Consider the following 24,898-nt stretch of genomic DNA (forward strand, 5'->3'; position numbering starts at 1 on the left):
TTTGCTAATATTATTATCAATAACATGTATTTATTAGTACAGGAGGAAGTAATATGATGGACAAAATAGAGAATGGAAAAGATAAAGTTTTAGGTAAAATGAAAGAAACAGCAGGAAAATGGATGGATGATGAAGATCTTGAGTTTCAGGGTAAAGTCCAAGGTATGAAAGCTGCCATCGGTGAGAAAGCCGATGATATGAAAGATGCCGTATTGGGAAAAACAAATGATCTTTTGGATAAAGTTAATGTAGTAATTGAAGATAAAAAGAAAAAGTAAATTTTATATTGATAAATACGATTGGACAGCGTATAATGTTGAATATTGTCAAATAAGATTCAATAAAGGATGGTTTTACATTATGACGGATTTATCATTTAATAAAGATAACAGTGCGTTGTTGATCATTGATATGCAGAACGCATTCATTCATAAGGATGGATCATTATCTAAAATGGGTCTTGATACATCAAGAACGTCCATAGTTATCGAACCTATTAAAAAAATAAAAAAAGAATTTAAAAAAATAGGTCGTCCGGTTATTTATATTCAGCATACTCATCGTACCGATAAGGCAGATGCAGGACTCATTGCCAGTGTTTTTCCTCCGATTATGGATTTAGGCCATTGCTTTGAGGGGACTTGGGATGGAGACTTCATTGAAGAATTAAAACCAGAAACGGGTGATTATATTCTTAAAAAGCACAGGTTCAGCGCTTTTTATAATACTCAGCTGGAAGATATACTAAAAGGTTTAGAAGTTAATAACTTAGTAATTACCGGAATAGCAACGAATGTATGTGTGGAATCAACGGTCAGAGACGCTTTTTATCGTGATTACAATGTATTTGTACCAAGAGAAACCACCGCATCTTTTACGGAAGAAGCTGAAGCCGGTTCTTTTGGCAATTTTGAATTCGCTTTTGCCAGGGTAATAACACTGGAAGATATGATATATCAATTAAATCAGTAAATTATTAAGCTTTCCCGGAATATTCCGGGAAGGCTTTTTTATTTCCGCGAAAGCAAAGTGAGAATTAGCAAGCTTGCTTGCAATAATTCCAACGCGCACGCGAACCGAAGAAAGTCGCAAAGCATGTTTCTTCCGGTATTAATACGAGGAAAGTTCCCTGAACTTCCTCGTATAAAATGAAAAACCTTCGGGTGGAAGCGGACTTGTTTACTTTATTCCAGAATCCGGGAAACATCTCCGGTTCGTAATAACCGATTATTCTTGATATTTTATAAATATAATATTACAATATAAAGAACAGAAACTTTGTTCGGGTAATGAAGAGTTTATTCTATATTATTAACATAATACAATACAAAAATATTCCGAAAAGGAAACATACCGGTTGAGAGAAAATAAATAAATGAAAACATCTGCTTCAGATGAGTTATATAATGGGGGCTAATATGAAAATTGACCGTTTACTTGGAATAACCATTTATCTGTTAAATCATGGTGTGGTCAGTGCCAGGGTTCTGGCGAAAGAATTCGAAGTATCCATACGTACTATTTTAAGAGACATGGAAACTCTTAGCTTAGCCGGTATTCCGGTTACCTCCTTGTATGGTACCGAAGGGGGATATAAAATATTAGAAAATTATAAGTTAGACAGTAAACTTATGGATGCAGAAGATTATTCCTATATTCTGACAGCATTACAGGGGCTTCAGTCCGGCTATAATAAGAAAGGTATCCGGGATACCTTTGAAAAAATACAACATAACGTACCGGATAAAAAGCTAAAACAGAATATATTCGTGGATTTATCCGTATGCCATGAGGGGAATCATATAGATGAATACATAAAGAGTATCGAAAAATCCATAACAGATAAAAAATGTATTCATTTTAACTATACAAATTCTAATAATAAAACATCGGGTAAAGAAGTAGAACCAATAGGGCTGCAATACAAATGGTATGCATGGTATTTACTCGCTTACTGTCATTTAAGTAAAAATTACCGGTGGTATAAACTGATACGTATGCGTGAACTGTCTGAAACCAATATACCATATTCCATAGAACATGAACCTTCTGATATATTGATGAAACGGATGGAGGAAGAAGATAACCAAAGCTATACTACTATAAAATTGAAATGTAAAAATGAAATAAAAATTCCTGTACAGGAGTATTTAAGAGGAAAAATTTTAGAAGAAAATGAGGCGTATTTTATTTTGCAGATAGAGGAACCAACCCAGGAAAGAATGTGGTTTTCATTATTATTGGGCTTTGGCAATGACATTGAGGTTCAGGAACCGGATTCTCTAAAAGAGCGGATGAAAACTGTGGCAAGGGGGATTTACGACTTGTATTTATAATATTAAAATAAAGATAAGTTTCTATAAGTCTGACATACTGATGTCGTATATCCCATGTTAACATATATCCAGGAATAACAACATAAGACTTTTATTACGTTTTGTTATTCAAATATAAATGAATGAAAGGATTTTTACTATGATAAAAGTGAATCCATTTGAACAATGTCCGGCTTTTGAAACTGCTAATTTCCTGTTAAGAAAGACAATACCTGATGATGCCAAAGAACTGTTACAATGTTATTCGGACCAGGAAGCAGTTAAGTTTTTTAATGCAGATAATTGCCATACTGATTTTTATTTCCAGACACTGGAGAAGATGCAGGAATATATGAAAGTATGGGAAAGTGAATATCTGAATAAAGTATATGTTAGATTTAGTATTATGAATAAAAGCAATAATCAAGTGATTGGAACCATAGAATTTTGTCCTTGGTTGAAAAAAGCAGAGGGGTTTGGAAAATTAGCCGTACTTCGATTAGATCTCTGTTCTTCTTATGAAAAAGAAGAGATCATATCAGAACTTTTGCAGGCAGTAGATGAGTATCTCTATGATTTATTTCAAGTAGATGAAGTATTTACAAAAGCAATTCCAACAGCATCAGAACGAATATCGGCACTTTTAAACTGCAGTTATTCTAAATTAGCGGATGGTTCTATTGTTCCGTACGGCAATTATTATATAAGACAGAAATAAATGAAAAAGTTATAAAAATATTAAGGTACTGTTACGACGTCATATTGATAATAGTCGGGACGGATTTGCATTATGATACGGACCAAGCAAGGAGGATAAAAGTGGATGTAAAACAAGTAGCTCGAAATATTTAGCAGAGTTTAAAATAATATTATTTTTCAATCATCGGTTGTGACAAAGTCGATATGAAACAAGCATCGATAAGTAACTGTGATTGATTTTCAGGAGTATTATATGGAACAAATATTTCTAACAAATAAACAGGCACGAAGATTTATATTATTAAAGCAAGGTCTGATAGGCGGTTATAGGTTTTCCGGTAAACGTGGAATTTTAGAATTTATAAAACAGGCAGGCTGTATCCAATTTGATCCGATTGATATCTGCGGTAAAAATGCAGAATTGGTATTACAGGCAAGGATTAAAGAATTTTCCAAGCAGAAGCTTTATGAACTATTGTATAAAGAACGGTCATTAATTGATTACTATGATAAAAATCTTGCAATTATAGGAGTTGAGGACTGGATATATTTCGGACGAATAAGGGATTATTATAGAAATCACGGCAGAAATAAGGTTGAGATAGATGCGGTTGCCGATCAAATTAAAGATTTTATATGGCGGAATGGACCGGTTTGCTCAAAAGATATAGATTTTGGACAAAAGATAGACTGGTACTGGGGGAACAGTACCAGTCTGTCAAGAGTGGCTTTGGAAACCATGTATTTTAGAGGTGAACTAATTATCCATCATAAAAAAGGCGCCATTAAATACTATGATTTGGCGGAAAATTATATCCCGGAACAGGTACTTAAAGCAGAAGAACCAAACAAAGACGATATAGAATACATGAAATGGAATGTTTTACGTAGAATTTCAGCAGTGGGGTTGTTATGGAATAAACCCTCAGATGCCTGGTTATTTATCCGGAATATGAAATCGAAGGAAAGAAATCAGGTGTTTGATGAATTGCTTCGGGAAGATAAAATAATCATAATTACCGTACAAGATATAAAAGAGAAGTTCTATTGCCTTAAATCAGACATGGGGTTGCTTCAGCTTATCTTAAGTAATCCGGTTCTAAAAAGACGTATGGAATTTATCGCTCCCCTGGATAACATGATATGGGACAGAAGACTCATAAAAGCAATATTTAACTATGATTATAAATGGGAAATCTATACACCTCAGACAGAACGCAAATATGGTTATTATGTACTGCCGGTTTTATACGGTGACACATTTATTGGAAGAATAGAGCTTGTAAATGACCGGAAAAACAAATGTCTTCAGGTTAAAAATATCTGGTTGGAAGAGGGTAGCAAACCTACTAAAAAATTAGAAGAAAACCTGAAGTCTGCAGTTAACAAATTTGCTGATTTTAATGGATGTCATACTATTCAGTATTCGATAGTACTGTAAAAGCGGAGAAGATCATAATCTTATTTGTGTTTATTTCGAAATAAAAGTTAGGGCTCCTGAGGGAATATCATTTCATTTAATACCGGATAGAAAGATTGGATTTGTATAAAATCCAGTCTTTTTTTATAAATGGGAGATTGTATCCTATTATTTAAAATTGCCTGCTATGGATTTCCTAATTATTAAAGATAATATCGGTTACAATTAATCTTATATTGTATATTCGTATAGTTAGTGATACAATTTAGGCTATATGAAAAATAGAAAGGAAGTAATTCATGGTTAACCGTAAAAAGTTATCAAATGGAATAACTGTAGTTTTAGAAACAATGCCTTATTTAAGGAGTGCTGCTTTTGGCGTTTGGGTCAAGGTAGGATCCTCCAATGAAAATGAAAAAAATAATGGAATTTCACATATAATTGAGCACATGCTGTTTAAGGGAACTAAAAATCGTACGGCAAAACAAATAGCTGATGATATGGCAAGAATCGGAGGAGATATTAATGCTTATACCAGTAAGGAATGTACTTCTTTCTATGCGGTTACTTTGGATGAACATCTGCCGATTGCAATCAATATCATCGGTGATATGTTAAATAATTCTCTAATTGATGAAAAGGCACTGGAGAAAGAAAAAGGCGTTATTATAGAAGAAATCGATATGTATGATGATTCGCCGGAAGATCTGGTTCATGAAATGCTTCAAATGAAAATATGGGATAAACATCCTTTAGGGTACCAGATTTCCGGTAGTAAAAAAACAGTGAAAGCAATAACCAGACAAGAAATTCTTGACTTTATTGCGAGGTATTATGTTTCGGAAAATATAGTCATATCTCTAGCAGGAAATATTAACGAAGAGGAAGTAATGGATCTGTTAGAAGCTAACTTTTCCGGTATCCCTGCAGGGCCCAGACAGCCTGATTGTACGGTGCCAATTTATCATCCATCCATTTACACTAAGGAAAAAGATGTGGAACAGCTTCATTTAAATATTGCTTTTGAGTCCGTTGTAGCAGATGCGGAAGAAAAATACGCTTTAACCATTTTAAATTCCGTTTTAGGCGGAAGCATTAATTCCAGGTTATTTCAGGTTATCCGGGAAAACCTCGGACTCACCTACACCATATATTCTTATGGAAGTTCTTATAAAAAAGCAGGTTTATTGCACATATACGGGGCAATGAACCCGAATCAGTTAGAACAGGTTTTCAAAAATTCTTTTGATGTTATTGAAGACTTAAAAGTGAATGGGTTAACGGATGACGAATTATCCATGTCAAAAGAACAGATTAAAACAGAACTGATAATGGGAAATGAAAGTGCTAAGAACAGGATGAACAGCAATGGTAAATCCATTCTTCTGAAAAATTATATCATTCCGTTGGAAGAAACCATTGATAAGGTAAATGAAGTTACGAAAGATGAAATCATGGATTTTGCAAAAAAATATCTTGTGAAAGAAAATTGCAGCATCTCCTTAGTAGGAAACTTAGAAAACATTGACAAACTTAAATTCTTTTCATAAAATATTCCATATAATGAACGAAAGAAAGGCATAAAAATGAAGAATTATCATATTAATACCAAATGTATCCAGGAAGGTTACGCCCCTAAGAACGGTGAATCCCGAGTACTGCCGATTTACCAAAGTACAACTTACAAGTATGATTCCAGTGAACATGTAGGAAAGTTATTTGATTTGGAAGAGGAAGGGTTTTTCTATACCAGATTAGCAAATCCTACGGTTGATTGTGTAGAGAGGAAAATTGCAGCATTAGAGGGTGGCATTGGTGCCATGTGTACCTCTTCAGGACAAGCTGCCAGTTTAATCGCCATATTGAACATCTGCGGTTCCGGTGACCATATGATATCATCTGCTGCGATTTATGGCGGTACAACAAATTTATTTGCAGTTACTTTAAAAAAGCTTGGAGTAGAAGTAACTTTTGTAGATCCGGAAGCTTCCGAAGAAGAATTACAGAAAGCATTTAAGGAGAATACCAAGTTAATTTTTGCTGAAACCCTTGCAAATCCGGCTTTAGTTGTAACGGATATTGAAAAGTTTGCAACCATTGCTCATAAGAACGGTGTACCTTTAATCATTGATAATACCTTTGCGACGCCGATTAATTGCCGGCCATTTGAATTTGGTGCGGATATTGTCGTACATTCTACTTCAAAATATATGGATGGACATGCTGTTGCATTAGGCGGTGTTATTGTTGACAGCGGTAATTTTGACTGGGATAACGGTAAATTTCCAGGGTTGTCAACTCCGGATGAATCTTACCACGGTATGATTTATACGCAAGCCTGCGGCAGAAGTGCTTATATAGTTAAAGCCAGAGTACAATTAATGCGGGATCTTGGTTCCTCTCCGTCACCTAACAGCGCATTTTTATTAAATCTTGGTCTCGAGACCTTGCATTTAAGAATGGAGCGTCATTGCAGCAATGCTTTAACTGTAGCAAAATGGCTGGAGGCAAATGACAAAATTGCCTGGGTGAACTATCCGGGACTAAAAAGTAATAAGTATTATAACCTGGCTCAGAAATATATGCCAAATGGTACCTGCGGTGTTATTTCTTTCGGAGTTAAGGGCGGAAGAGAAGCCGCGGTTAAATTAATGGATAATTTAAAATTAGCTGCTATCGTTGTTCATGTTGCTGATGCAAGAACCAGTGTTCTTCATCCGGCAAGTACTACTCACAGACAATTAACGGATGAACAATTGGTAAGTGCCGGCGTAGCACCGGATTTAATCCGTATGTCAATCGGTATTGAATATGTAGAGGATATCATAACCGATATAGAACAGGCTTTGGAACAATTATAAAATAGTATGATAAATGATAAAAAAGGATTTTATGTTTAGCTTTAATTTTAGTAAATTCAAGGCTTGATGTAAGGTCCTTTTTTAAAGCTTAATGGATAACTGATAAAATAATTCAATTAATTGATTATTATTTTACTGAATTAGTATACATTATTTAATTATAAAATATTGAACTACATAGTTATGCATATAAAATCAGTATAAAAATGAAAAGTTAATCGTAATGAATTTTATGTAAGATTACTTTACTAAAAAATATTTATGTGTTATATTCTAATAAAAAACTGGTGGTGGAAAAATGTCCCATATAGTAGGAAAATCAGCTTATAAAAGCTTAGAAGAAAGGATAAATAAATTCCCGCAAGGCGCGCCTCCCTCCAAAACTCTTTATAAGATTTTAAGTATACTTTTTAGTGAGAAGGAAGCGGCTTATGTGGCGCAGCTTCCTATTCGGCCATTTACTGTTAAAACAGCAGCTAAGGCATGGAAGATGGATGAAGTTAGTACCAGAAAGCTTTTAAAGCAGCTTGCAAGCCGGGCGTTACTTCTGGATATGGATAATCATGGTACGGAACAATTTATGCTGCCGCCTCCTATGGCGGGTTTTTTTGAATTTTCCATGATGAGAATCCGTGATGATATTGATCAGAAGTTACTTGGAGAATTGTTTTATCAGTATCTGAATGTGGAAGAAGATTTTGTAAAAGAATTATTTTTAAGTACGGAAACCAGGCTTGGCAGAGTATTTGTCCAGGAAGGAGTACTTACTAACGAAAATGAAGTGCAGATTCTGGATTTTGAAAGAGCAAGCCATATCATTAAAAGTGCATCACATATTGGGATCAGTACTTGCTACTGCCGCCATAAAATGTATCATGTGGGGCGTGCCTGCGATGCGCCTATGGATATCTGTATGACCTTTGGAAATGCTGCGGCGTCCCTGATTAAATATAATTATGCCAGAAAAGTCGATGCATCAGAGGGCATCGAACTTCTGCATAAAGCCTATGAACATAATCTGGTTCAGTGCGGTGAAAATGTCAGGGAAGATGTAACCTTTATCTGTAATTGCTGCGGGTGTTGCTGTGAGGCAATGATAGCTGCAAAGAAATTTGGTATGCTGCATCCGGTACAGACCACTAATTTTATACCCAAAATTAATGACAATACTTGTATCAATTGCGGTAAATGTGCGAAAGCCTGTCCAATCGGTGCAATTGAAAAGGTTACAGATGAAAAAGGAACCCAGACCATGAAAATCAATGAAGATATCTGTCTGGGATGCGGAGTATGTGTAAGAAACTGCAGTAAGAACAGTATTATGCTGCAAAGAAGGAACCAAAAAATTATAACTCCGGTAAATTCTGTTCACAGAACCGTACTTATGGCAATAGAAAAAGGAACCCTTCAAAATCTGATTTTTGATAACCAGGCCTTTGGAAGCCACAGAGCTATGGCAGCAGTTTTATCAGCAATATTAAAAATGCCGCCGATAAAGCAGGTTATGGCCAGTAAGCAGATGAAGTCCGTATATTTGGAAAAATTAATTACCATGTCTAAAAAATAAATAATGATAAAATAGGGCTTAAGCAAAATAATAGGATCAGTTAAAGTCACATCCAATTTTGCATAAGCCCTGTTTTATATTATGAAACATAATATAAAATAGCCAGAATTACATTGCTTTGACGCTATTTCGTTCAATTAGCAAAACTGCCAATTCTATCTTGATATTATCTGTATTTGTTTCATCTATTCGGTTTAATAACCGGTCAACGGCAAGAGCACCCAGTCTTTGTTTTGGTACATACATGGTAGTTAAAGTCGGATCAGTAAATTGACAGATAGGCATATCATCAAATCCTATAATGGAAATCTGTTCCGGAACTTTTATATGAAACTCTTTAAAAGCCCTGATCGCAGCTGCGGCAATGATATCATTGTCCGCAAAATATGCAGTGGGGAATGCAGGGCTCCCGTTTAAATATTCTATTAAATCGGTATAAGCCTGTTCTGTAGTAGGTGTAATATTTACTACATAAGGATGACTGGTTGGAATATTGTTATGGCGCAGGGACTTATAATATCCGTCTTCCCGTTCGGCGAAATTGCTTATCCGCGTATTGGACCTTAGGTAGCCAATTTCTCTATGGCCCTTTGCTATCAGATACTCCGTAGCAAGATAAGCACCCTGAACATTATTGATTAATACGGAATCGCAGTTTATATCATCAAAATAACTATCTAAAATCACATAAGGGACTTTTAAACTTTGAAAAAGATTTAAGTCATTTACTGTCATTTCTGTTCCCAAAAGTAAAATTCCGTCACAGTTAGATTTCTTTAACTCCTCAATCTGTTCGTTTTTATCCTGATTGTCATAAAAATAGGTTATCTGCAGATGATAACCATTCCCGGCACATTGATAATTAATGCCTTCTGTTACCTGGGAAAAAAAGGGCGTATCTGTAACTACCGTACCATATTTTTTATATATAACAAATTGAATGGTTCTGTTGATACTTTTTTGTAATTGTTTCTTTGAAGACTGGTACCCACGGTCCGCCGCGGTATCCAATACGATTTTTCTGGTCTTCTCGCTTATTCCCGGTTTGTTATTTAATACCATGGAAACCGTTGCAGGTGATAAATTTAAAATTTCAGCAAGTTCTTTTGCAGAGATTGACATAAAAACCTCCATTCACATACCTATTCGTAATATGTAATTTAATTATGTAATAGGATGTAATTTCCTGTTACATAAAATAGAGTACAGTAAAATCCTGTCTACGTCAATGAAAATTTAAGTTTAATAAATTTATTTAATAATTTAATAATAAATTAAGTTAATTAGATTGACAATTTAGTAAATGTTAAATATAATTAAATTATAAATTTAGTAACAAATTCAGTTGAAAAATACTATCAAATTTATTTCGTTCCTATGAAGGAACAGATTGGAGAGCAGGATGAAAAAAGTAAAATTAGGATTTGCACCAACCAGAAGAAGCATTTTCAGTGCACCGGATGCAATAAAATATGCAAACCTTACACGTAAGAAATTAGAGGAACTTGGCGTAGAGTTTGTTGATATAACGGATATTAATGAAGAAGGCCTATTATATAACGATGAGGATATGCAAAAGGTTTATGAAAAGTTCACGAAAGAAAAGGTAGACGGTTTATTTTTCCCCCATTGTAATTTTGGTACGGAATATGTCTTGGCAAGGCTGGCCAGAATGATGAACCTGCCGGTACTGATCTGGGGACCGAGAGACGAAAGGCCGGATGAAAACGGAATTCGTTTACGTGACAGTCAATGTGGATTATTTGCTACCGGTAAGGTATTAAGAAGATTTCAGGTTCCGTTTACATATATGAATAACTGCCGTCTCGAAGACAGTGAGTTTACCAGGGGAATTTATGACTTTTTGGCAGTATGTAATGTTGTTAAGGTATTTAAACATACCAGAATTCTTCAAATTGCACCCAGGCCGTTTGATTTCTGGTCTACTATGTGCAATGAGGGAGAATTATTAGAAAAATTCAATATACAGCTTTCCCCTATTCCTATGCCGGAATTAACGAAAGAAGTTAAAAAGGTGAAAGAAGAGGGTAGTGAAGCAGCAAAAGTCGTGGCTTACATAAAAGAGAATATGAACGTAAAAATCAAAGAAAATGAGCTTCTCAATGTGGCAGCTCTTAAAGTAGCAATGAAACAATTGGCAGAACGTTATGGATGTAATGCCATTGCAATCCAATGCTGGAATGCTCTTCAGGGAGAGATCGGAATCATGCCCTGTGCGGCTAACTCCTTATTGAATGAAGAGGGAATTCCGGTAGTCTGCGAGACAGATATTCACGGTGCCATTACCGCATTAATGGTAGAAGCTGCTGCGTTAGATGATACCAGATCTTTCTTTGCTGATTGGACCGTACGCCATCCGGATAATGAAAACGGAGAACTGCTTCAACACTGCGGGCCATGGCCGATTTCCGTTGCGAAAGAAAAACCTACCATCGGTTATCCTCTTGCTTTTGAACATCCGGGTGCAGTGGAAGCAGAAGCAAAGCAGGGAAATATGACACTTTGCAGATTTGACGGAGACAATGGAGAATATTCCTTATTATTAGGTCGTGCGAAAGGTGTGGACGGACCTCATACAAAAGGCACTTTTGTATGGGTAGAAGTAGAAAATCTGAAGCGATTGGAAGCAAAGATTGTAGAAGGACCATATATCCATCACTGTGTTGGAATTCATAAAGATGTAGTACCTGTTTTATATGAAGCATGTAAGTATATCAAAGTGAAACCGGACCTTTACGATCCCATTGAAGAAGAGGTAAAAGCTTATCTTCGCGGAGAAAATTAGGAGGAACCTATGGAAAATTTAACTGCAAAAGCATTTGAACTCCGAAAAGATATTCTGGATATGATTTACCGCGGTAAATGCGGGCATATCGGAGGAGATTTCAGCGTTCTTGATATTTTAGTAACTCTTTATTATAAACAGATGAACATCTCTCCTGAACTGGTTAATGACCCAAACCGAGATAGATTCATATTAAGTAAGGGTCATTCCGTAGAAGCGCTGTATGCTGTTTTGGCTGATAAAGGATTTTTTCCGAAAGAAGATCTGCTCACCTATTCTAAGTATCAGTCTAAATATATAGGGCATCCGAATAATAAAATCAATGGTATTGAGATGAATTCAGGTTCTCTTGGTCATGGATTATCTGTTTCCGTTGGTATGGCTTTGGCAGGTAAAATGAACAAAGCTTCTTACCGTGTATATACGGTTATGGGAGACGGCGAACTGGCGGAAGGCTCCGTATGGGAAGGAGCTATGTCTGGCGGCCATTATCATTTGGATAATTTATGTGCGGTAGTGGACAGAAACAGATTGCAGATTTCCGGCAGTACGGAAGAAGTTATGTCCCAGGATTCTCAGGATGAGAGATGGGCCAGCTTTGGATGGAATGTAATACATGCGGTGGGAAATGATATTATGGCTTTAGATAATGCCTTTGAGCAGGCGAAAGCTGTTAAGGGTAAGCCCACTGTTATAATTGCAGATACGATTAAAGGTTATGGAGTATCGTTTATAGAAAATTCTGCTCCTTGGCATCATAAAGTACCAAGTGAAGAAGAGTATCAAAAGGCAGTTAATGAATTGGAAGAAAGGAGAAAAACATCCTATGAATAAAATTCCAAATCGTCAGGTAATATGTGATGTATTATTAGAAAAAGCAAACGAAGATAAAGATATCGTTGTTTTATGCAGTGATTCCAGGGGTTCTGCTTCTATGACCGGTTTTGCCTCTGCTCATCCGGATCAATTCGTAGAAGTAGGAATTGCGGAACAAAGCCTTGTAAGTATAGCTGCCGGTCTGGCTAAATGCGGCAAGAAAACCTTTGCAGCTTCGCCTGCCTGTTTTTTATCTACCAGAAGTATGGAACAGGCGAAAGTTGACGTAGCTTATTCTAACACCAATGTTACATTGATCGGAATCAGCGGTGGTGTAAGTTATGGTGCTTTGGGTATGACGCATCATTCTGCTCAGGATATAGCTACGATGGCGTCCATTCCAGGTATGCGTGTGTATATTCCAAGCGACAGATTTCAGACGAAATATCTGGTAGAAGCTTTGCTTCAGGATGAAAAACCGGCATACCTAAGAGTAGGCAGAAATCCGGTGGAAGACGTTTATGAAGAAGAGACTACACCGTTTGTTATGGATCAGGCAACAGAAGTGAAATCAGGTAATGATATTACGATTATTGCCTGCGGTGAAATGGTAAAACCGGCTAAAGATGCGGCTGACATTTTAGAAAAGGAAGGAATACAGACAAGAGTTTTAGATATGTATTGTGTAAAACCTATTGACAGAACAGCAGTTATGAAAGCTGCAAAAGAAACAAAAGCAATCATCACAGTAGAGGAACATACCTTTATCGGCGGCCTTGGTGCAATGGTAAGTCAGATTGTAAGCAGCGAATGTCCGAAAAAAGTGATCAATATGTCCTTACCCGATGCTCCGGTGGTAACCGGTAATTCCAAAGAGATCTTTGACTATTATGGGTTAAATGCTGAAAATATTGCCAAAACAGGGTTGGAGCTGATTAAAAATGTCTGAAAAATATGTATTAGGAATAGATCAAAGTACCCAGGGGACAAAAGCATTGTTATTTAACAGCGATGGATTGCTGATTGTAAGATGTGATCTTCCCCATAAGCAAATGGTGAATGAGAAAGGCTGGGTTTCCCATGACGGCAATGAAATATTTGAAAATGTCATAAAACTCATACCCATGGTGGTTGATAAAGCCTCCATTGATAAAAATGACATAACTTGTGTCGGTATCAGTAATCAGAGGGAAACTTCCATTGCCTGGGATAAGAATACCGGATTACCCATTGCGCCGGCTATCGTATGGCAGTGTTCCAGGGCTAAGGAAATAACAGAAAAATTATCGGAAAAGGGTTATGGGGACCTGGTAAGAGAAAAAACAGGGATTCCCCTTTCTCCTTATTTTCCTGCTGCAAAAATATCCTGGATACTTGGTAATATAGACGGTGCCAGAGAGAAAGATCTCACCGGCGATTTAAGGTACGGAACGATGGACAGCTATTTAATTTACCGGCTGACTGGCGGTAATTCCTATAAAACAGACTATTCCAATGCCTCCCGTACACAATTGTTTAATTTATATTCTTTGCAATGGGACAGAGAAATCGGTAAGCTGTTTGGAATCAATACATCAAATTTACCGGAAGTATGTAATTCGGATGAATTTTTTGGAGAAACTGATTTTAACGGATTTTTAGATAGGAAGATTCCGATTCTGTGTGCTTTAGGCGATTCCCACGGTGCCCTTTTTGGCCAGGGCTGTCATACGAAGGGAATGATAAAAGCTACTTATGGTACCGGCTCCTCCATTATGATGAATATAGGAGATAAGCCCATTCAGAGTAAACATGGATTAGTTACGTCACTGGCATGGGGATTTGACGGAAAAGTTCAATATGTACTGGAGGGTAATTTAAATTATACGGGTGCCGTTATCAGCTGGTTGAAAGATGATGTTCAGCTAATTGGGTCGGCTGGTGAGACAGAAGAACTGGTAAAAAAAGCGAACCCCGCTGATACGACTTATTTAGTACCGGCCTTTACCGGCTTGGGTGCTCCATATTGGAAAAATGATGCAAAGGCAATTTTAATAGGAATGAGCCGAACAACTGGTAAAGCGGAAATTGTTAAGGCTGGCCTGGACTGTATCGCTTATCAGATTACAGATATCATTTTGGCGATGGCAGAAGACTCGGCTGTTAAAATAAATGGTTTACGGGTTGACGGAGGGCCCACCCGTAATGAGTATTTAATGCAGCTGCAAAGTGACTTAACGGATATTCCCGTTCAGGTTCCCGACGTGGAAGAATTAAGCGGTATGGGTGCGGCATACGGTGCCGGTATAACATACGGCTTGTATAAAAAAGAGGATATTTTTCAAAATATTAATAGAAAAGAATTTAAACCTTCCATGAATCCTTCCGATAAGGAGATAAAATATCAGGGCTGGAAACAAGCCGTTTCTGTCATATTAAATAAATAATTACTTTTATGCCACAGGGGATCTTCTGCCCTTATCAACCATTGAAAGGGGTAAGCTGCCCTGCCGATACAGTTATTCAGTTCTTACTAAGTCAAAAAGCGGACTACGAGGAATCGAGCCGAATGGTTTAATGAGCTAAGAAGACTTTTGAATATCTGTTATCATTCTGCACAGAAACAAAAAAGCAGACAGAAAAGCCCGGTTTCAACATTTTTTTTTATTGCTGAAACCGAGTATTTCTATCTGCCTACGGTTGGTGGATATTTGATTATTAGTCGGCCTTATCTAAAAATCTAATAATTGCTTCAATCCGCTCCCAACGATTTTAAGCTATCGCGGTAACTCCGCATTTCTTTTTCACTTGAAGTGTTAATAATATGCTGTAGTTTCCCAATAATCTCCTTTTTTTCCTTTGGGAAAAAGCCGGTTAAGGGCTTGAAGTTGGAAATGGTATCAGCTTGTACCCGTGTTCTAAGCCTGAGGTTTTGCAAAAGCGTAATCAGTTCTTCCAGTCTTTCCTTCTCATCGGCAGGGGTAAACTCTCCGTGCTGTGCCATTTTGTACAGTTCCGTGTCTGGGAACAATGTCAGGGAATCTATATTGAGGAAATAGGGATTTTCCACAAAGTACGGACTAATTTGATTAAGTGTTTCGGAGGTATTCAGAGCGTTGCGCTGTCCATTTCCCTTTCCTGCCAGCCCGGTCATATAAACGAGGTAATACTCAATCCCGGCTTCATCCAACTTGGCAAGCTGTTCTACAATATCAGTGGCAGTATAACCTTTGTTTACAAAAGCAAGAGTTTCATCATCCCCGCTTTCCATGCCGATACTCAAGCCGTTAATCCCCATAGCCCGTAATTTTCGTAGCTGTTCTACGCTCTTAGGCTTTATATCCCGAATACTCGAAAACATAGCGATACTTTGGCATTTAATCAGATAATCCCTTACCGTCAAAGCGCGTTCTTTTAGGTTTTCATAGCTCATGGCAAAAGGATTTGCCCCCGTCCAAAATAAGCGTCGGGCGTGTGGCTGATGGCTTTTGATTTCCGCTAAATCTTCCTCAAATTCGTTTATCGGCGTCATGCGGAAACATTCTCCGTGATAAAGGCTGCAAAACTTGCACTTGTTATAGGTACAGCCGGATGTTGCCTGTATGATTACAGAGTACGCCTCATATGGCGGTCTCCATGTTCTTCCTGTGAAATGCGTAAAATCAAGTCCTTTCTATAAAGAGCGTATGCCGTTTCTGTAAGCATTAAGGCTTTCAATAATCCCTGTGTAATTCCGCTAAGTCTTCCTCTATTTCGCTCATTGGAGACATACGAAACGGTGTTCCGTCATACAAACTGCAAAATTTGCATTTATGGTGCATACAGCCTGATGTAATCTGTAATAATGCGTTCTGCGCCTCAAATGGCGGCCTCCAAACCTGTCCTGTAAAGTGCATTATGAACAACTCCTATCTGTTTATTGAGCCTACTTTTCATGGCTAATCCAATGTTAGCATGGTATAATTATTTTGAAAAGTACGGACTTCAAATGTATATAGTATCATATTTACTACTAACATCAACATTGTGATGTACGTTGACTTTATGAACAAACCTCACTATAATGAGAAGCAAGGAGATGGACTTTATGCAAAATCATGCAAACACAGTAGAGCGTTGCGCGACGGTTTCCACAATCCAAAAGGTTTTAGGCGGCAAATGGAAAATTGAAATTCTGTACTACATTTCACTAAAAACAAGACGGTTTGGTGAATTACAGCGTCAAATCGGAGACATTGCCCAATCCACGCTGACAAAACAGCTTCGGGAATTAGAAGCGGATGGCTTTATATCGCGCCATATCTATCAAGAAATACCGCCAAAGGTGGAGTATTCGTTGACTGACTTAGGACAAAGCTTTGTACCAGTTTTAGAGTTTATGAAACAATGGGGAGAGGTTCATTTACTGTAAGTATTATTTTTATTTTAGCTAAAATAGAAAACGGCAGAAATAAAGAAACCCCAAGCTAATTTATACTTAAAATGGGATTGAAGAAAAAAGTGCAATCATATATAATGTTTTGTAATGGAACTTTTTGGCGTAACTGTAAACTTGGAATGACGTAAATTAAAGGGAGAGATTGTTATGAAAATTGATGTAAGTAGTTTTTCGGCTCCATGTCCTTGTGGCAGAGAACATAAGATTCATGTAAAAGATATCTTAATTGAAGCAGGAGCAATCAATAAAATACCCGAATTGTTATCTGAAATTTTTATCGGCAAGCCGGAGGAGATTTGTATCATATGCGATGATAATACATATTCTGCCGCCGGAGCGCAGGTAGAAGATAAAGTAAAAGACTGCATGGTAATCGTATTACCGTCTAAAGGACTTCATGCTGATAACCACGGTGTCAAGCTGGCAGAAGAAAAATTAGCGGATAATATAAAATTAATTCTGGCAGTCGGTTCCGGTACCATACATGATTTAAGCAGATACCTTGCAAATAAAAGAGGTATCCCCTTTGTTTCCATACCTACTGCGGCCAGTGTGGATGGATTTGTTTCTACTGTTGCAGCAATGACCTGGAATGGATTTAAAAAAACATTTCCGGCAGTTTCGCCTATTCTGGTGATAGCCGACAGCGCCGTTTTTTCAAAAGCACCTTACAGGCTGACAGCTTCCGGTATTTCAGATTTGTTAGGTAAATATACGGCATTAGTTGATTGGGAAATCGCTCATCTGGTTACGGAGGAATATATCTGCAATCGTGTGTGTGACTTAGAGTTAACAGCATTAAATGAAGTCTGCAGCTGTTTGGAGGATCTGCGTGGCAATGTATCCGAAGAGAAACGGTTAAAAGCATATGAACAACTTATGTATGCCTTATTATTATCCGGTATTGCAATGCAAATGATTGGGAATTCCAGACCGGCATCCGGTGCGGAGCATCATATATCCCATCTCTGGGAAATGGAGGTTATAAACAGTCCTCTGGATGCTTATCATGGTGAAAAAGTTTCCATTGGACTTATGATAGCTGCCGAAGCTTATCATACAATGAAAGATGCCATCCGTAGCGGACAATATGAAATGGTATCCTATAACGGATTAGATTATATGAGTCTAAAAGAGTCCTTTGGACCTAAGGGTTTATATGAGGGAATGCTTGAGGAAAATACGCCGGATCCTCTGGAACAGATAGATGTCATGGAATTTGAAAGACTGTTGCCCCAGATTGCGGACATAATAGATAAACTTCCCTCCGTTGATACAATAGATGAATTGCTGACCAGGGGAGGCTGTATTAAATATGTTCATGAAATTGGGTTGGATGAACACATTATTCCCAAAACAATCTGCTTATCACCTTTTGTTAGAAACAGACTTACCTTTATGAGGCTGACCAAATTAATAAAATTATTATAATTTTTAAATAGGAGCTTTATAAAAAGCTCCTATTTTTATTTCCGCGAAAGCAAAGTGAGAATTAGCAAGCTTGCTTGCTATAATTCGAACGCGCACGCGAACCGGAGAAACTCGCAAAGCGTGTTTCTACCGGTTTCCGCGAAAGCAAAGTGAGAACTTCCCGATGAAATCAAAGGTACGGTCCTGCGGGATACTTACAAAAAATTTCTAATTTTCTATGTGTTTAATAAGTTTTGTTATAGAATCCTTAATCTGGATAAATAAAAATAAATAATTTCCATATAATAAACTAGTATTACAGGTTGATTCTGTTTTTTCTATATATTATTCTATCTACCGGAAAAAGCTGAATAATATGCAGGTATAAAACAGAAGATTTTTGTTAGTAAATATAGGCAACTGCGAAATTCAAAGGGCAGCTGAAGCTAGAAACAAGTATTAATTGTATGATAACTTCAGAACGTTTATTGTTTTGCAATTACCTGGTTAAATAATAACTCGTGAGGAGATTTATATGGAAAACAATACAACTAAAATTGACAAGGAAAAAGAACAGAAAGAAAAAGAAGAATTGGATGATGGTAAAATTCGGGAGTATGGACAAACAACTCTAGTAAATGAACAAAGAAAATCTAAAATACATTTATTATCCATTATTGGAGAAATTGAGGGACATGAATGTCTTCCTCAACATAATAAAACAACGAAATATGAGCATGTTTTACCACAACTGGCAGCCATTGAAGACAGTGCTGATATTGATGGGTTATTAATATTAATTAATACAGTTGGAGGAGATGTGGAAGCCGGACTTGCTATTGCAGAGATGATTGCATCCTTAAGTAAGCCAACTGTTTCGTTGGTTTTAGGCGGAAGTCATTCCATTGGTGTTCCTTTAGCCGTTTCTGCACAATATAGTTTTATTGTTCCGACTGCAACTATGATAATTCATCCTGTCAGAATGAATGGAACGGTAATTGGTGTATCTCAAACTTACGATTATTTTGAGAAAATTCAGGATAGGATTTTAAATTTCGTGTCCAGCCATTCCAAAATTGATAAAGAAGAACTGAAGCACTTAATGCATAATACCAAGCAATTGGCTAAAGATGTAGGTTCTATCTTAATCGGAACCGAAGCGATTGATATGGGTATTATAGACGAAGTTGGAGGAATTAAAGAAGCTTTGAAAAAATTGTACCAAATGGCCGGAAGAGGTGAAGAATAATGTTATATACCGTAGTTCCTTTAGAAAGAATCTACAGCTATAGAACGGAGAGCATCCTGGTTAATACACATCAAAAAGAAGAAAAAAATGAACCTACTGATGTAGAATGCGGGGATATCATGTTGAAACATGGAAAAATCAGTACCAGAAGAATGGGTGACAATTTTATAGTGGAGGGAATAAATTCCACGGATATGGGGGATTATTTAAAAAAAGAATATATGCCGGGAGCTGTAATTGACCCTAATAGATAGGTAAACCATTCCGGAATTTGCAGTAATTTCTTTCATTCTTTATCGAACGTTTTTTCGGCAATTACAATATTTTTCCTTGCAACAATAGTAAAATAAGGGTATAATAGAAATTGGTTCTATGTTAACCTGTCCTATTTGGCGGTAACTTAGAATCAATTCTTATTTACACGATTATAATGTGAGAACGCCAGGCGTTTCTCGGATTACGTTATGTAAAACGCATATATACTTAAAGTAGCTTAAGGAGGATATGGTGTGGCTGCAACTCAAAATAAAAGTTACAAATCAGGTTCGAAAAGGCAGACAAATCGTACAACAGGAAAAAGAAAATCTACCGGAAGCAAAAAAGTACATAATAAGATAAATGAAGATCCGAATAAAGAACTATACCACGACGAGATAACTTTAATAATAACTTTAGTAATATCGCTGCTGTTAATATTAAGTAATTTTAATCTAAGTGGAAGTTTCGGTAAAGCAATTAATGGATTAACTTTTGGTTTATTTGGATTTGCTGCTTATTTATTGCCGTTTTTTCTGTTTTTTGGTATTGCCTTTTATCTTGCTAACAGAGGGAATCCGATAGCTCTGCGTAAGTTGATCAGTGCAATAATTTTGGGAATTATCTTCACGGCTTTCATTCAACTGATTATTGTTGGCTATTCTTCCGATGTTAAATTGGCTGAATACTATATAAAATCTGCCAAATTAAAAAACGGTGGCGGTATTATTGGAGGATTATTGTGCCGTTTGTTATATCCTCTGTTTGGAGCTGTTGGAACCTATGTTATTTTAATAGCTTTTATGATAATATCCTTTATGTTTATTACAGGTAAAGCGCTGTTTGCATATTTAAGTTCCAAAAGTGAAGAATCTCTGAATCATATGCGGGAGAGAAGAATGCAGCAGGAGGATGAGGAGATTTATGATAAGGAGATGGATGAAGAAATTGTTCCCAGGAGAAAGGCCAGAACAGTACTTCTTAAGAAAACTGATGCATCAGCAGTTGTACAAAATTCAGAAAGTAGTAATAATCCGGATAAAAATTCAGAAGATGGTTTTCTTAATAGATTAAAAAAGAAAAAACCAAAATTAAATCAGGAAGATAAGAGCACTGTATCCAATTTTGATATGGAGGAGATTACATCAGGTTCTGTCAGTGATATATCCATTCAGCGCGGTGGCTTATACACGGAAGGGACAAGCTCTGAAGATAAAATAAATTCCTATGAAGAACAGATGAAGCTGAAATTTGGGAAAAATTCGGAAGAAGTTAATGGGGTGCAATCCAATGAAGAACGTCCAGGGATTGATGACGATATAGCGAGACTTCTTCATGCTGCAAATGAGGATGCAAAAATACAGGATAATGAAACACATACAGAGTTATTTATAAACGATAAACAATCGAATATGACTAGCAATCATCCTGATGATGCTGCAGAATCCGCCGATTTTGCAGGAAACCCTACCGACAAATCAGAAAAGAAATCTATAAATTCTGAAAGTGGGTCGAATACAGCGGATATAAAAATAAATCAAAATCAGGGAGAAAAGAAAGAATATATATTTCCTCCCCTTAATTTATTATCAAAACCAAAGCATGATGCTAAGGGCATGTCAGACAGGGATTTAAAAGAAACAGCCCTAAAACTTCAAAAAACATTGGAAAGCTTCGGTGTTCGGGTAACAGTAACCAATGTTAGCTGCGGGCCGGCCGTAACCCGTTATGAATTGCAGCCGGAACAAGGGGTGAAAGTAAGCAGGATAACAGGTTTGGCTGATGATATTAAATTAAACCTGGCTGCTGCAGATGTAAGAATCGAAGCACCTATACCGGGCAAGGCTGCGGTGGGTATCGAAGTACCGAACAAAGAGAATTCAGCAGTCATGTTCCGGGAATTAATTGAGAGTAAGGACTTTAAACAACATCCATCCGATATAGCATTTGCTGTTGGTAAAGATATCGGAGGTCAAACCATAGTAACGGATATAGGCAAAATGCCCCACCTACTCATCGCAGGTGCTACCGGTTCCGGTAAATCTGTATGTATCAATACGCTTATCATGAGTATATTATACAAAGCGAAACCATCCGATGTAAGGATGATCATGGTGGATCCTAAGGTAGTTGAATTAAGTGTTTATAACGGGATACCGCACCTATTAATACCCGTTGTAACTGACCCTAAAAAAGCTTCTGCAGCTTTGAATTGGGCAGTTATGGAGATGACGGAGCGCTATAAAAAGTTCGCTGACTTAGGAGTAAGGGATGTAAAGGGATATAATGAAAAGATCGCAACTGTCGCTGAATATCAGGACGAAAGATATCAAAAACTTCCCCAGATTGTAATAATCGTAGACGAGCTGGCAGACCTGATGATGGTCGCTCCCGGTGAAGTTGAAGATGCTATCTGCCGGCTTGCTCAGATGGCACGTGCGGCAGGATTACATTTAATCATAGCCACCCAGAGGCCGTCCGTTAATGTTATCACCGGTCTTATTAAAGCAAATATCCCATCCAGAATCGCATTCTCTGTTTCTTCGGCTATTGATTCCAGAACGATTATAGATGGTTCCGGCGCAGAAAAGTTACTGGGTAAAGGGGATATGTTATTTTTCCCTTCCGGTTATCCCAAACCGGTTCGTGTACAGGGTGCTTTTATTTCAGATAAAGAGGTAAGCGCTGTGGTAGAATTTTTAACTGCTCAGAACAGCGCTGCTGAATATAACGAAGATGTGGCAAATAAAATTTCCAATGCGCAGGCTGTTGATAATTCAGGAAGTAACAGTGCAAATGAACGCGATGATTATTTTATTGAAGCAGGTAAGTTTATCATAGATAAAGATAAAGCCTCTATCGGAATGCTGCAGAGGGTATATAAAATTGGATTTAACCGTGCAGCAAGAATTATGGATCAGCTGGCAGAAGCCGGTGTCGTAGGTCCGGAGGAAGGTACGAAACCAAGGAAGATATTAATGTCCCTGGAGGAGTTTGAACAATATGTAGATGAATATATCTAAGGAATAGGTAATTTCACAATCGCCTATTTTGTTAGATATGAGAGGAGTATTTTATGAAGGGCTGGTTAATTACCAATGCTTTTTTACATACCCATAAATTTACGGAAATTCACCTCTGGTTAACAGAAGCAGCAAAAAAATTGGGTGTAGATTTAATAATTAAAACCAATGCAGAAGTTTTAGTACTGTTAAATTCTGATTCTACCAATGTAGAATTTAACAATATCAAGGAAAGACCGGATTTTATTTTATTCTGGGATAAAGATGTCAGGCTGGCAAAATATCTGGAGATAAAAGGATATCATGTTTTTAATTCTTCCCAGGGAATTGCTGCATGTGATGATAAATCACTGACACACCTATATCTGCAGAGTGCAGGTGTTAAAATGCCCCGCACGATTGTGGCACCTATGACTTTTTCCAATATTGGGTATACAAAGCTTGATTTTTTAGACCGTGTTGAAAAGGAATTAAATTATCCGATTGTTATAAAGGAATGTTTCGGATCTTTTGGTCAACAGGTATATTTAGCGGGGAACAGACAGGAACTTATAGACCGTGTTACGGATATTGGTGCTAAACCTATGTTATTTCAGGAATTTGTCCAAAGCAGTAAGGGAAAAGATTTAAGATTACAGGTAGTGGGAAATCAAGTGGTTGCAACGATGTACCGATATTCAGATAATGGGGATTTTCGTGCTAATATAACGAATGGCGGTAAAATGAAACCCTATGAACCAACTCAGAAGCAAATAGAGCTGGCAATACAGTGCTGCAAAATACTTGGACTGGATTTTGCCGGTGTAGATATTTTATTTGGTAAAAACCAGGAACCGATTGTCTGCGAAGTAAATTCCAATGCCCATTTTAAAAATATCTATGATTGTACAGGGGTAAATGTGGCTGATTCAATACTGGCATATATAATAAAAAGAATTTGTATAGGAAATAAATAAAATTTTATAAGTAAAAGTGTGATATTCCAATTTAGCGCTATGAATAAGAGCTTGGATAATTTGAAAGTAAATAGTTATGTTACATAATAATAGTTGTATAAAATATTAGAGATAATACAAATTTGAATTAATGATATTTAGGAGAAATAATGGTAGGTTGGCTGATATACAGTGCACAGGACATAGAAAAGAATAATAGATATATTCAATTTTATATGAATGAAGGTTTATTACGTAATATTAAGATACAGTTAATAATAGCAGAGGAGTTAGTATTCGGTGTAAGAAAGAATCAATGGTTTCTATCTTATCAAAATGAAGAAATAAGTCATCCGGATTTTGCTATATGCAGAACTATATACCCTTTATTAAATAAACAGCTTGAGTATATGGGAATACCGGTTTTTAATAATTCTCATATTGCTGAAATATGTAATGACAAAGCGAAAACATATCAATATATAGCCCAGCTTGGAATTCCCATGGTAGATTCTAAATTCGTAAAATATCCCTTTATAAAAAAAGAATTGACAAACATAACAGAACCAACCGTTATAAAAGCTGTAGCCGGACATGGTGGCAGCCAGGTCTTTTTATTGAAACCGGCTGATTTGTCCGTTATTAATGATTCTGAAGATGGCTTCTATCGGAAACTTAATAATTCTGATGTTGTCATTCAGCCTTTGGTCGGTTTCAGGCATCAGGATCTTAGGGTGTATGTTATTGGAAATGAAATTATTGCCAGTGTGCTTCGCACGGCCAGAGAGGGTTTTAAGTCGAACTTTTCCCTGGGAGGAGAAGTAAAAAGGTATGAATTGTCATCTGATGATATACAGCTGGTTAAAAAAATTATATCCAAGTTTGATTTTGGAATGGTTGGAATTGATTTTATTATAGGTGATAAGGAAGAATTGATATTCAATGAAATCGAAGATGTTGTTGGTGCAAGAATGTTGTATCAAACCGGCAATATCAATTTAGTTGGATTATATTTGGATTATATAAGATCCAAAATATAATCCAGATATAAATCTAAATCTATATCTAAATATAAATCTAATATAAATAAATCGATATATAAATATAACATTGACATAAGATATG

At 36.8% G+C, this 24,898-nt stretch carries 22 protein-coding genes; 19 read left to right on the top strand and 3 right to left on the bottom strand.

Annotation, left to right across the window (positions count from 1 at the left end):
- Nucleotides 1–53: 53 nt before the first annotated feature.
- The 8 genes from Ana3638_RS16265 to Ana3638_RS16300 all read left to right on the top strand — a co-directional run bounded on the left by Ana3638_RS16265 (nt 54) and on the right by Ana3638_RS16300 (nt 8,862).
- Nucleotides 54–278, top strand: coding sequence for a CsbD family protein (locus tag Ana3638_RS16265; protein ID WP_246240306.1), 225 nt, complete (start codon nt 54–56; stop codon nt 276–278).
- An 82-nt stretch (nt 279–360) separates the two neighbouring features.
- Nucleotides 361–972 carry a cysteine hydrolase family protein gene (locus Ana3638_RS16270; protein WP_161838971.1) on the top strand — a complete coding sequence of 204 codons (612 nt, stop codon included), beginning with the start codon at nt 361–363 and terminating at the stop codon, nt 970–972.
- 446 nt (nt 973–1,418) lie between these two features.
- On the top strand, nt 1,419–2,336 hold the full coding sequence (locus Ana3638_RS16275; RefSeq protein ID WP_161838972.1) for a helix-turn-helix transcriptional regulator: 918 nt from the start codon (nt 1,419–1,421) through the stop codon (nt 2,334–2,336).
- A gap of 139 nt (nt 2,337–2,475) precedes the next feature.
- Complete coding sequence (locus Ana3638_RS16280; protein WP_161838973.1) at nt 2,476–3,033, top strand: GNAT family N-acetyltransferase; 558 nt, start codon at nt 2,476–2,478, stop codon at nt 3,031–3,033.
- Nucleotides 3,034–3,267: 234 nt separating this feature from the next.
- Complete coding sequence (locus Ana3638_RS16285) at nt 3,268–4,455, top strand: winged helix-turn-helix domain-containing protein (RefSeq protein ID WP_161838974.1); 1,188 nt, start codon at nt 3,268–3,270, stop codon at nt 4,453–4,455.
- A gap of 278 nt (nt 4,456–4,733) precedes the next feature.
- On the top strand, nt 4,734–5,984 hold the full coding sequence (locus Ana3638_RS16290) for a M16 family metallopeptidase (RefSeq protein ID WP_161838975.1): 1,251 nt from the start codon (nt 4,734–4,736) through the stop codon (nt 5,982–5,984).
- Nucleotides 5,985–6,020: 36 nt separating this feature from the next.
- Nucleotides 6,021–7,295: an O-acetylhomoserine aminocarboxypropyltransferase/cysteine synthase family protein gene (locus Ana3638_RS16295; protein ID WP_161838976.1), complete on the top strand. Its 1,275-nt coding sequence runs from the start codon at nt 6,021–6,023 to the stop codon at nt 7,293–7,295.
- A 298-nt stretch (nt 7,296–7,593) separates the two neighbouring features.
- Complete coding sequence (locus Ana3638_RS16300) at nt 7,594–8,862, top strand: 4Fe-4S dicluster domain-containing protein (RefSeq protein WP_161838977.1); 1,269 nt, start codon at nt 7,594–7,596, stop codon at nt 8,860–8,862.
- 108 nt (nt 8,863–8,970) lie between these two features.
- Here the strand turns inward: Ana3638_RS16300 and Ana3638_RS16305 are convergent, their stop codons facing one another.
- The gene (locus tag Ana3638_RS16305) at nt 8,971–9,984 is read right to left on the bottom strand and encodes a LacI family DNA-binding transcriptional regulator (protein ID WP_161838978.1); all 1,014 of its coding nucleotides are present in this window, start codon (nt 9,982–9,984) and stop codon (nt 8,971–8,973) included.
- Nucleotides 9,985–10,264: 280 nt separating this feature from the next.
- Here Ana3638_RS16305 and Ana3638_RS16310 point away from each other — a divergent pair, with 280 nt between their 5' ends.
- Genes Ana3638_RS16310 through Ana3638_RS16325 form a run of 4 tightly spaced genes read left to right on the top strand, consistent with a single transcriptional unit; the run spans nt 10,265 to nt 14,910 of the window.
- Nucleotides 10,265–11,668, top strand: a complete 1,404-nt coding sequence (locus Ana3638_RS16310; RefSeq protein WP_161838979.1) for an L-fucose/L-arabinose isomerase family protein — start codon at nt 10,265–10,267, stop codon at nt 11,666–11,668.
- A 9-nt stretch (nt 11,669–11,677) separates the two neighbouring features.
- Complete coding sequence (locus Ana3638_RS16315; RefSeq protein WP_161838980.1) at nt 11,678–12,502, top strand: transketolase; 825 nt, start codon at nt 11,678–11,680, stop codon at nt 12,500–12,502.
- Nucleotides 12,495–13,433: a transketolase family protein gene (locus tag Ana3638_RS16320; protein WP_161838981.1), complete on the top strand. Its 939-nt coding sequence runs from the start codon at nt 12,495–12,497 to the stop codon at nt 13,431–13,433. Before Ana3638_RS16315 ends, Ana3638_RS16320 begins: the two co-directional genes overlap by 8 nt.
- On the top strand, nt 13,426–14,910 hold the full coding sequence (locus tag Ana3638_RS16325) for an FGGY-family carbohydrate kinase (protein WP_161838982.1): 1,485 nt from the start codon (nt 13,426–13,428) through the stop codon (nt 14,908–14,910). Before Ana3638_RS16320 ends, Ana3638_RS16325 begins: the two co-directional genes overlap by 8 nt.
- Nucleotides 14,911–15,215: 305 nt before the next feature.
- On the opposite strand, the gene Ana3638_RS16330 is transcribed toward Ana3638_RS16325, so the two are convergent.
- Both Ana3638_RS16330 and Ana3638_RS16335 read right to left on the bottom strand, forming a co-directional pair.
- On the bottom strand, nt 15,216–16,070 hold the full coding sequence (locus tag Ana3638_RS16330; RefSeq protein WP_161840592.1) for a radical SAM protein: 855 nt from the start codon (nt 16,068–16,070) through the stop codon (nt 15,216–15,218).
- Nucleotides 16,071–16,176: 106 nt separating this feature from the next.
- Complete coding sequence (locus Ana3638_RS16335) at nt 16,177–16,359, bottom strand: hypothetical protein (RefSeq protein WP_202621504.1); 183 nt, start codon at nt 16,357–16,359, stop codon at nt 16,177–16,179.
- Between the two features lie 191 nt (nt 16,360–16,550).
- Here Ana3638_RS16335 and Ana3638_RS16340 point away from each other — a divergent pair, with 191 nt between their 5' ends.
- The 7 genes from Ana3638_RS16340 to Ana3638_RS16370 all read left to right on the top strand — a co-directional run bounded on the left by Ana3638_RS16340 (nt 16,551) and on the right by Ana3638_RS16370 (nt 24,813).
- On the top strand, nt 16,551–16,874 hold the full coding sequence (locus Ana3638_RS16340) for a winged helix-turn-helix transcriptional regulator (RefSeq protein WP_161838983.1): 324 nt from the start codon (nt 16,551–16,553) through the stop codon (nt 16,872–16,874).
- 174 nt (nt 16,875–17,048) lie between these two features.
- Nucleotides 17,049–18,332 carry a sn-glycerol-1-phosphate dehydrogenase gene (locus Ana3638_RS16345; RefSeq protein WP_161838984.1) on the top strand — a complete coding sequence of 428 codons (1,284 nt, stop codon included), beginning with the start codon at nt 17,049–17,051 and terminating at the stop codon, nt 18,330–18,332.
- Nucleotides 18,333–18,846: 514 nt separating this feature from the next.
- A complete protein-coding gene (locus Ana3638_RS16350; RefSeq protein ID WP_161838985.1) occupies nt 18,847–19,560 on the top strand; it encodes a ClpP family protease in 714 nt (237 codons plus the stop codon).
- Nucleotides 19,560–19,814 (top strand): YlzJ-like family protein, encoded by a 255-nt coding sequence (locus tag Ana3638_RS16355; RefSeq protein ID WP_161838986.1) that lies wholly within the window; start codon nt 19,560–19,562, stop codon nt 19,812–19,814. Before Ana3638_RS16350 ends, Ana3638_RS16355 begins: the two co-directional genes overlap by 1 nt.
- A 255-nt stretch (nt 19,815–20,069) precedes the next feature.
- Nucleotides 20,070–22,838 carry an FtsK/SpoIIIE family DNA translocase gene (locus tag Ana3638_RS16360; RefSeq protein ID WP_161838987.1) on the top strand — a complete coding sequence of 923 codons (2,769 nt, stop codon included), beginning with the start codon at nt 20,070–20,072 and terminating at the stop codon, nt 22,836–22,838.
- A gap of 53 nt (nt 22,839–22,891) precedes the next feature.
- Complete coding sequence (locus tag Ana3638_RS16365; RefSeq protein ID WP_161838988.1) at nt 22,892–23,794, top strand: ATP-grasp domain-containing protein; 903 nt, start codon at nt 22,892–22,894, stop codon at nt 23,792–23,794.
- Between the two features lie 149 nt (nt 23,795–23,943).
- Nucleotides 23,944–24,813, top strand: a complete 870-nt coding sequence (locus Ana3638_RS16370; RefSeq protein ID WP_161838989.1) for an ATP-grasp domain-containing protein — start codon at nt 23,944–23,946, stop codon at nt 24,811–24,813.
- The last annotated feature ends 85 nt before the right edge of the window (nt 24,814–24,898 follow it).

It is taken from the genome of Anaerocolumna sedimenticola, from assembly GCF_009931695.1.
GTDB classification, from domain to species: Bacteria; Bacillota; Clostridia; order Lachnospirales; family Lachnospiraceae; genus Anaerocolumna; species Anaerocolumna sedimenticola.

What these genes read in the sequence shown, in the direction of transcription:
- Ana3638_RS16280 (WP_161838973.1), top strand. Translation starts at nt 2,476, where the DNA reads ATGATAAAAGTGAATCCATTTGAACAATGTCCGGCTTTTGAAACTGCT.
- Ana3638_RS16270 (WP_161838971.1), top strand. Translation starts at nt 361, where the DNA reads ATGACGGATTTATCATTTAATAAAGATAACAGTGCGTTGTTGATCATT.
- Ana3638_RS16310 (WP_161838979.1), top strand. Translation starts at nt 10,265, where the DNA reads ATGAAAAAAGTAAAATTAGGATTTGCACCAACCAGAAGAAGCATTTTC.
- Ana3638_RS16325 (WP_161838982.1), top strand. Translation starts at nt 13,426, where the DNA reads ATGTCTGAAAAATATGTATTAGGAATAGATCAAAGTACCCAGGGGACA.
- Ana3638_RS16370 (WP_161838989.1), top strand. Translation starts at nt 23,944, where the DNA reads ATGGTAGGTTGGCTGATATACAGTGCACAGGACATAGAAAAGAATAAT.
- Ana3638_RS16355 (WP_161838986.1), top strand. Translation starts at nt 19,560, where the DNA reads ATGTTATATACCGTAGTTCCTTTAGAAAGAATCTACAGCTATAGAACG.
- Ana3638_RS16265 (WP_246240306.1), top strand. Translation starts at nt 54, where the DNA reads ATGATGGACAAAATAGAGAATGGAAAAGATAAAGTTTTAGGTAAAATG.
- Ana3638_RS16340 (WP_161838983.1), top strand. Translation starts at nt 16,551, where the DNA reads ATGCAAAATCATGCAAACACAGTAGAGCGTTGCGCGACGGTTTCCACA.
- Ana3638_RS16365 (WP_161838988.1), top strand. Translation starts at nt 22,892, where the DNA reads ATGAAGGGCTGGTTAATTACCAATGCTTTTTTACATACCCATAAATTT.
- Ana3638_RS16300 (WP_161838977.1), top strand. Translation starts at nt 7,594, where the DNA reads ATGTCCCATATAGTAGGAAAATCAGCTTATAAAAGCTTAGAAGAAAGG.
- Ana3638_RS16350 (WP_161838985.1), top strand. Translation starts at nt 18,847, where the DNA reads ATGGAAAACAATACAACTAAAATTGACAAGGAAAAAGAACAGAAAGAA.
- Ana3638_RS16305 (WP_161838978.1), bottom strand. Translation starts at nt 9,984, where the DNA reads ATGTCAATCTCTGCAAAAGAACTTGCTGAAATTTTAAATTTATCACCT.
- Ana3638_RS16315 (WP_161838980.1), top strand. Translation starts at nt 11,678, where the DNA reads ATGGAAAATTTAACTGCAAAAGCATTTGAACTCCGAAAAGATATTCTG.
- Ana3638_RS16290 (WP_161838975.1), top strand. Translation starts at nt 4,734, where the DNA reads ATGGTTAACCGTAAAAAGTTATCAAATGGAATAACTGTAGTTTTAGAA.
- Ana3638_RS16275 (WP_161838972.1), top strand. Translation starts at nt 1,419, where the DNA reads ATGAAAATTGACCGTTTACTTGGAATAACCATTTATCTGTTAAATCAT.
- Ana3638_RS16320 (WP_161838981.1), top strand. Translation starts at nt 12,495, where the DNA reads ATGAATAAAATTCCAAATCGTCAGGTAATATGTGATGTATTATTAGAA.
- Ana3638_RS16345 (WP_161838984.1), top strand. Translation starts at nt 17,049, where the DNA reads ATGAAAATTGATGTAAGTAGTTTTTCGGCTCCATGTCCTTGTGGCAGA.
- Ana3638_RS16295 (WP_161838976.1), top strand. Translation starts at nt 6,021, where the DNA reads ATGAAGAATTATCATATTAATACCAAATGTATCCAGGAAGGTTACGCC.
- Ana3638_RS16285 (WP_161838974.1), top strand. Translation starts at nt 3,268, where the DNA reads ATGGAACAAATATTTCTAACAAATAAACAGGCACGAAGATTTATATTA.
- Ana3638_RS16335 (WP_202621504.1), bottom strand. Translation starts at nt 16,359, where the DNA reads ATGCACTTTACAGGACAGGTTTGGAGGCCGCCATTTGAGGCGCAGAAC.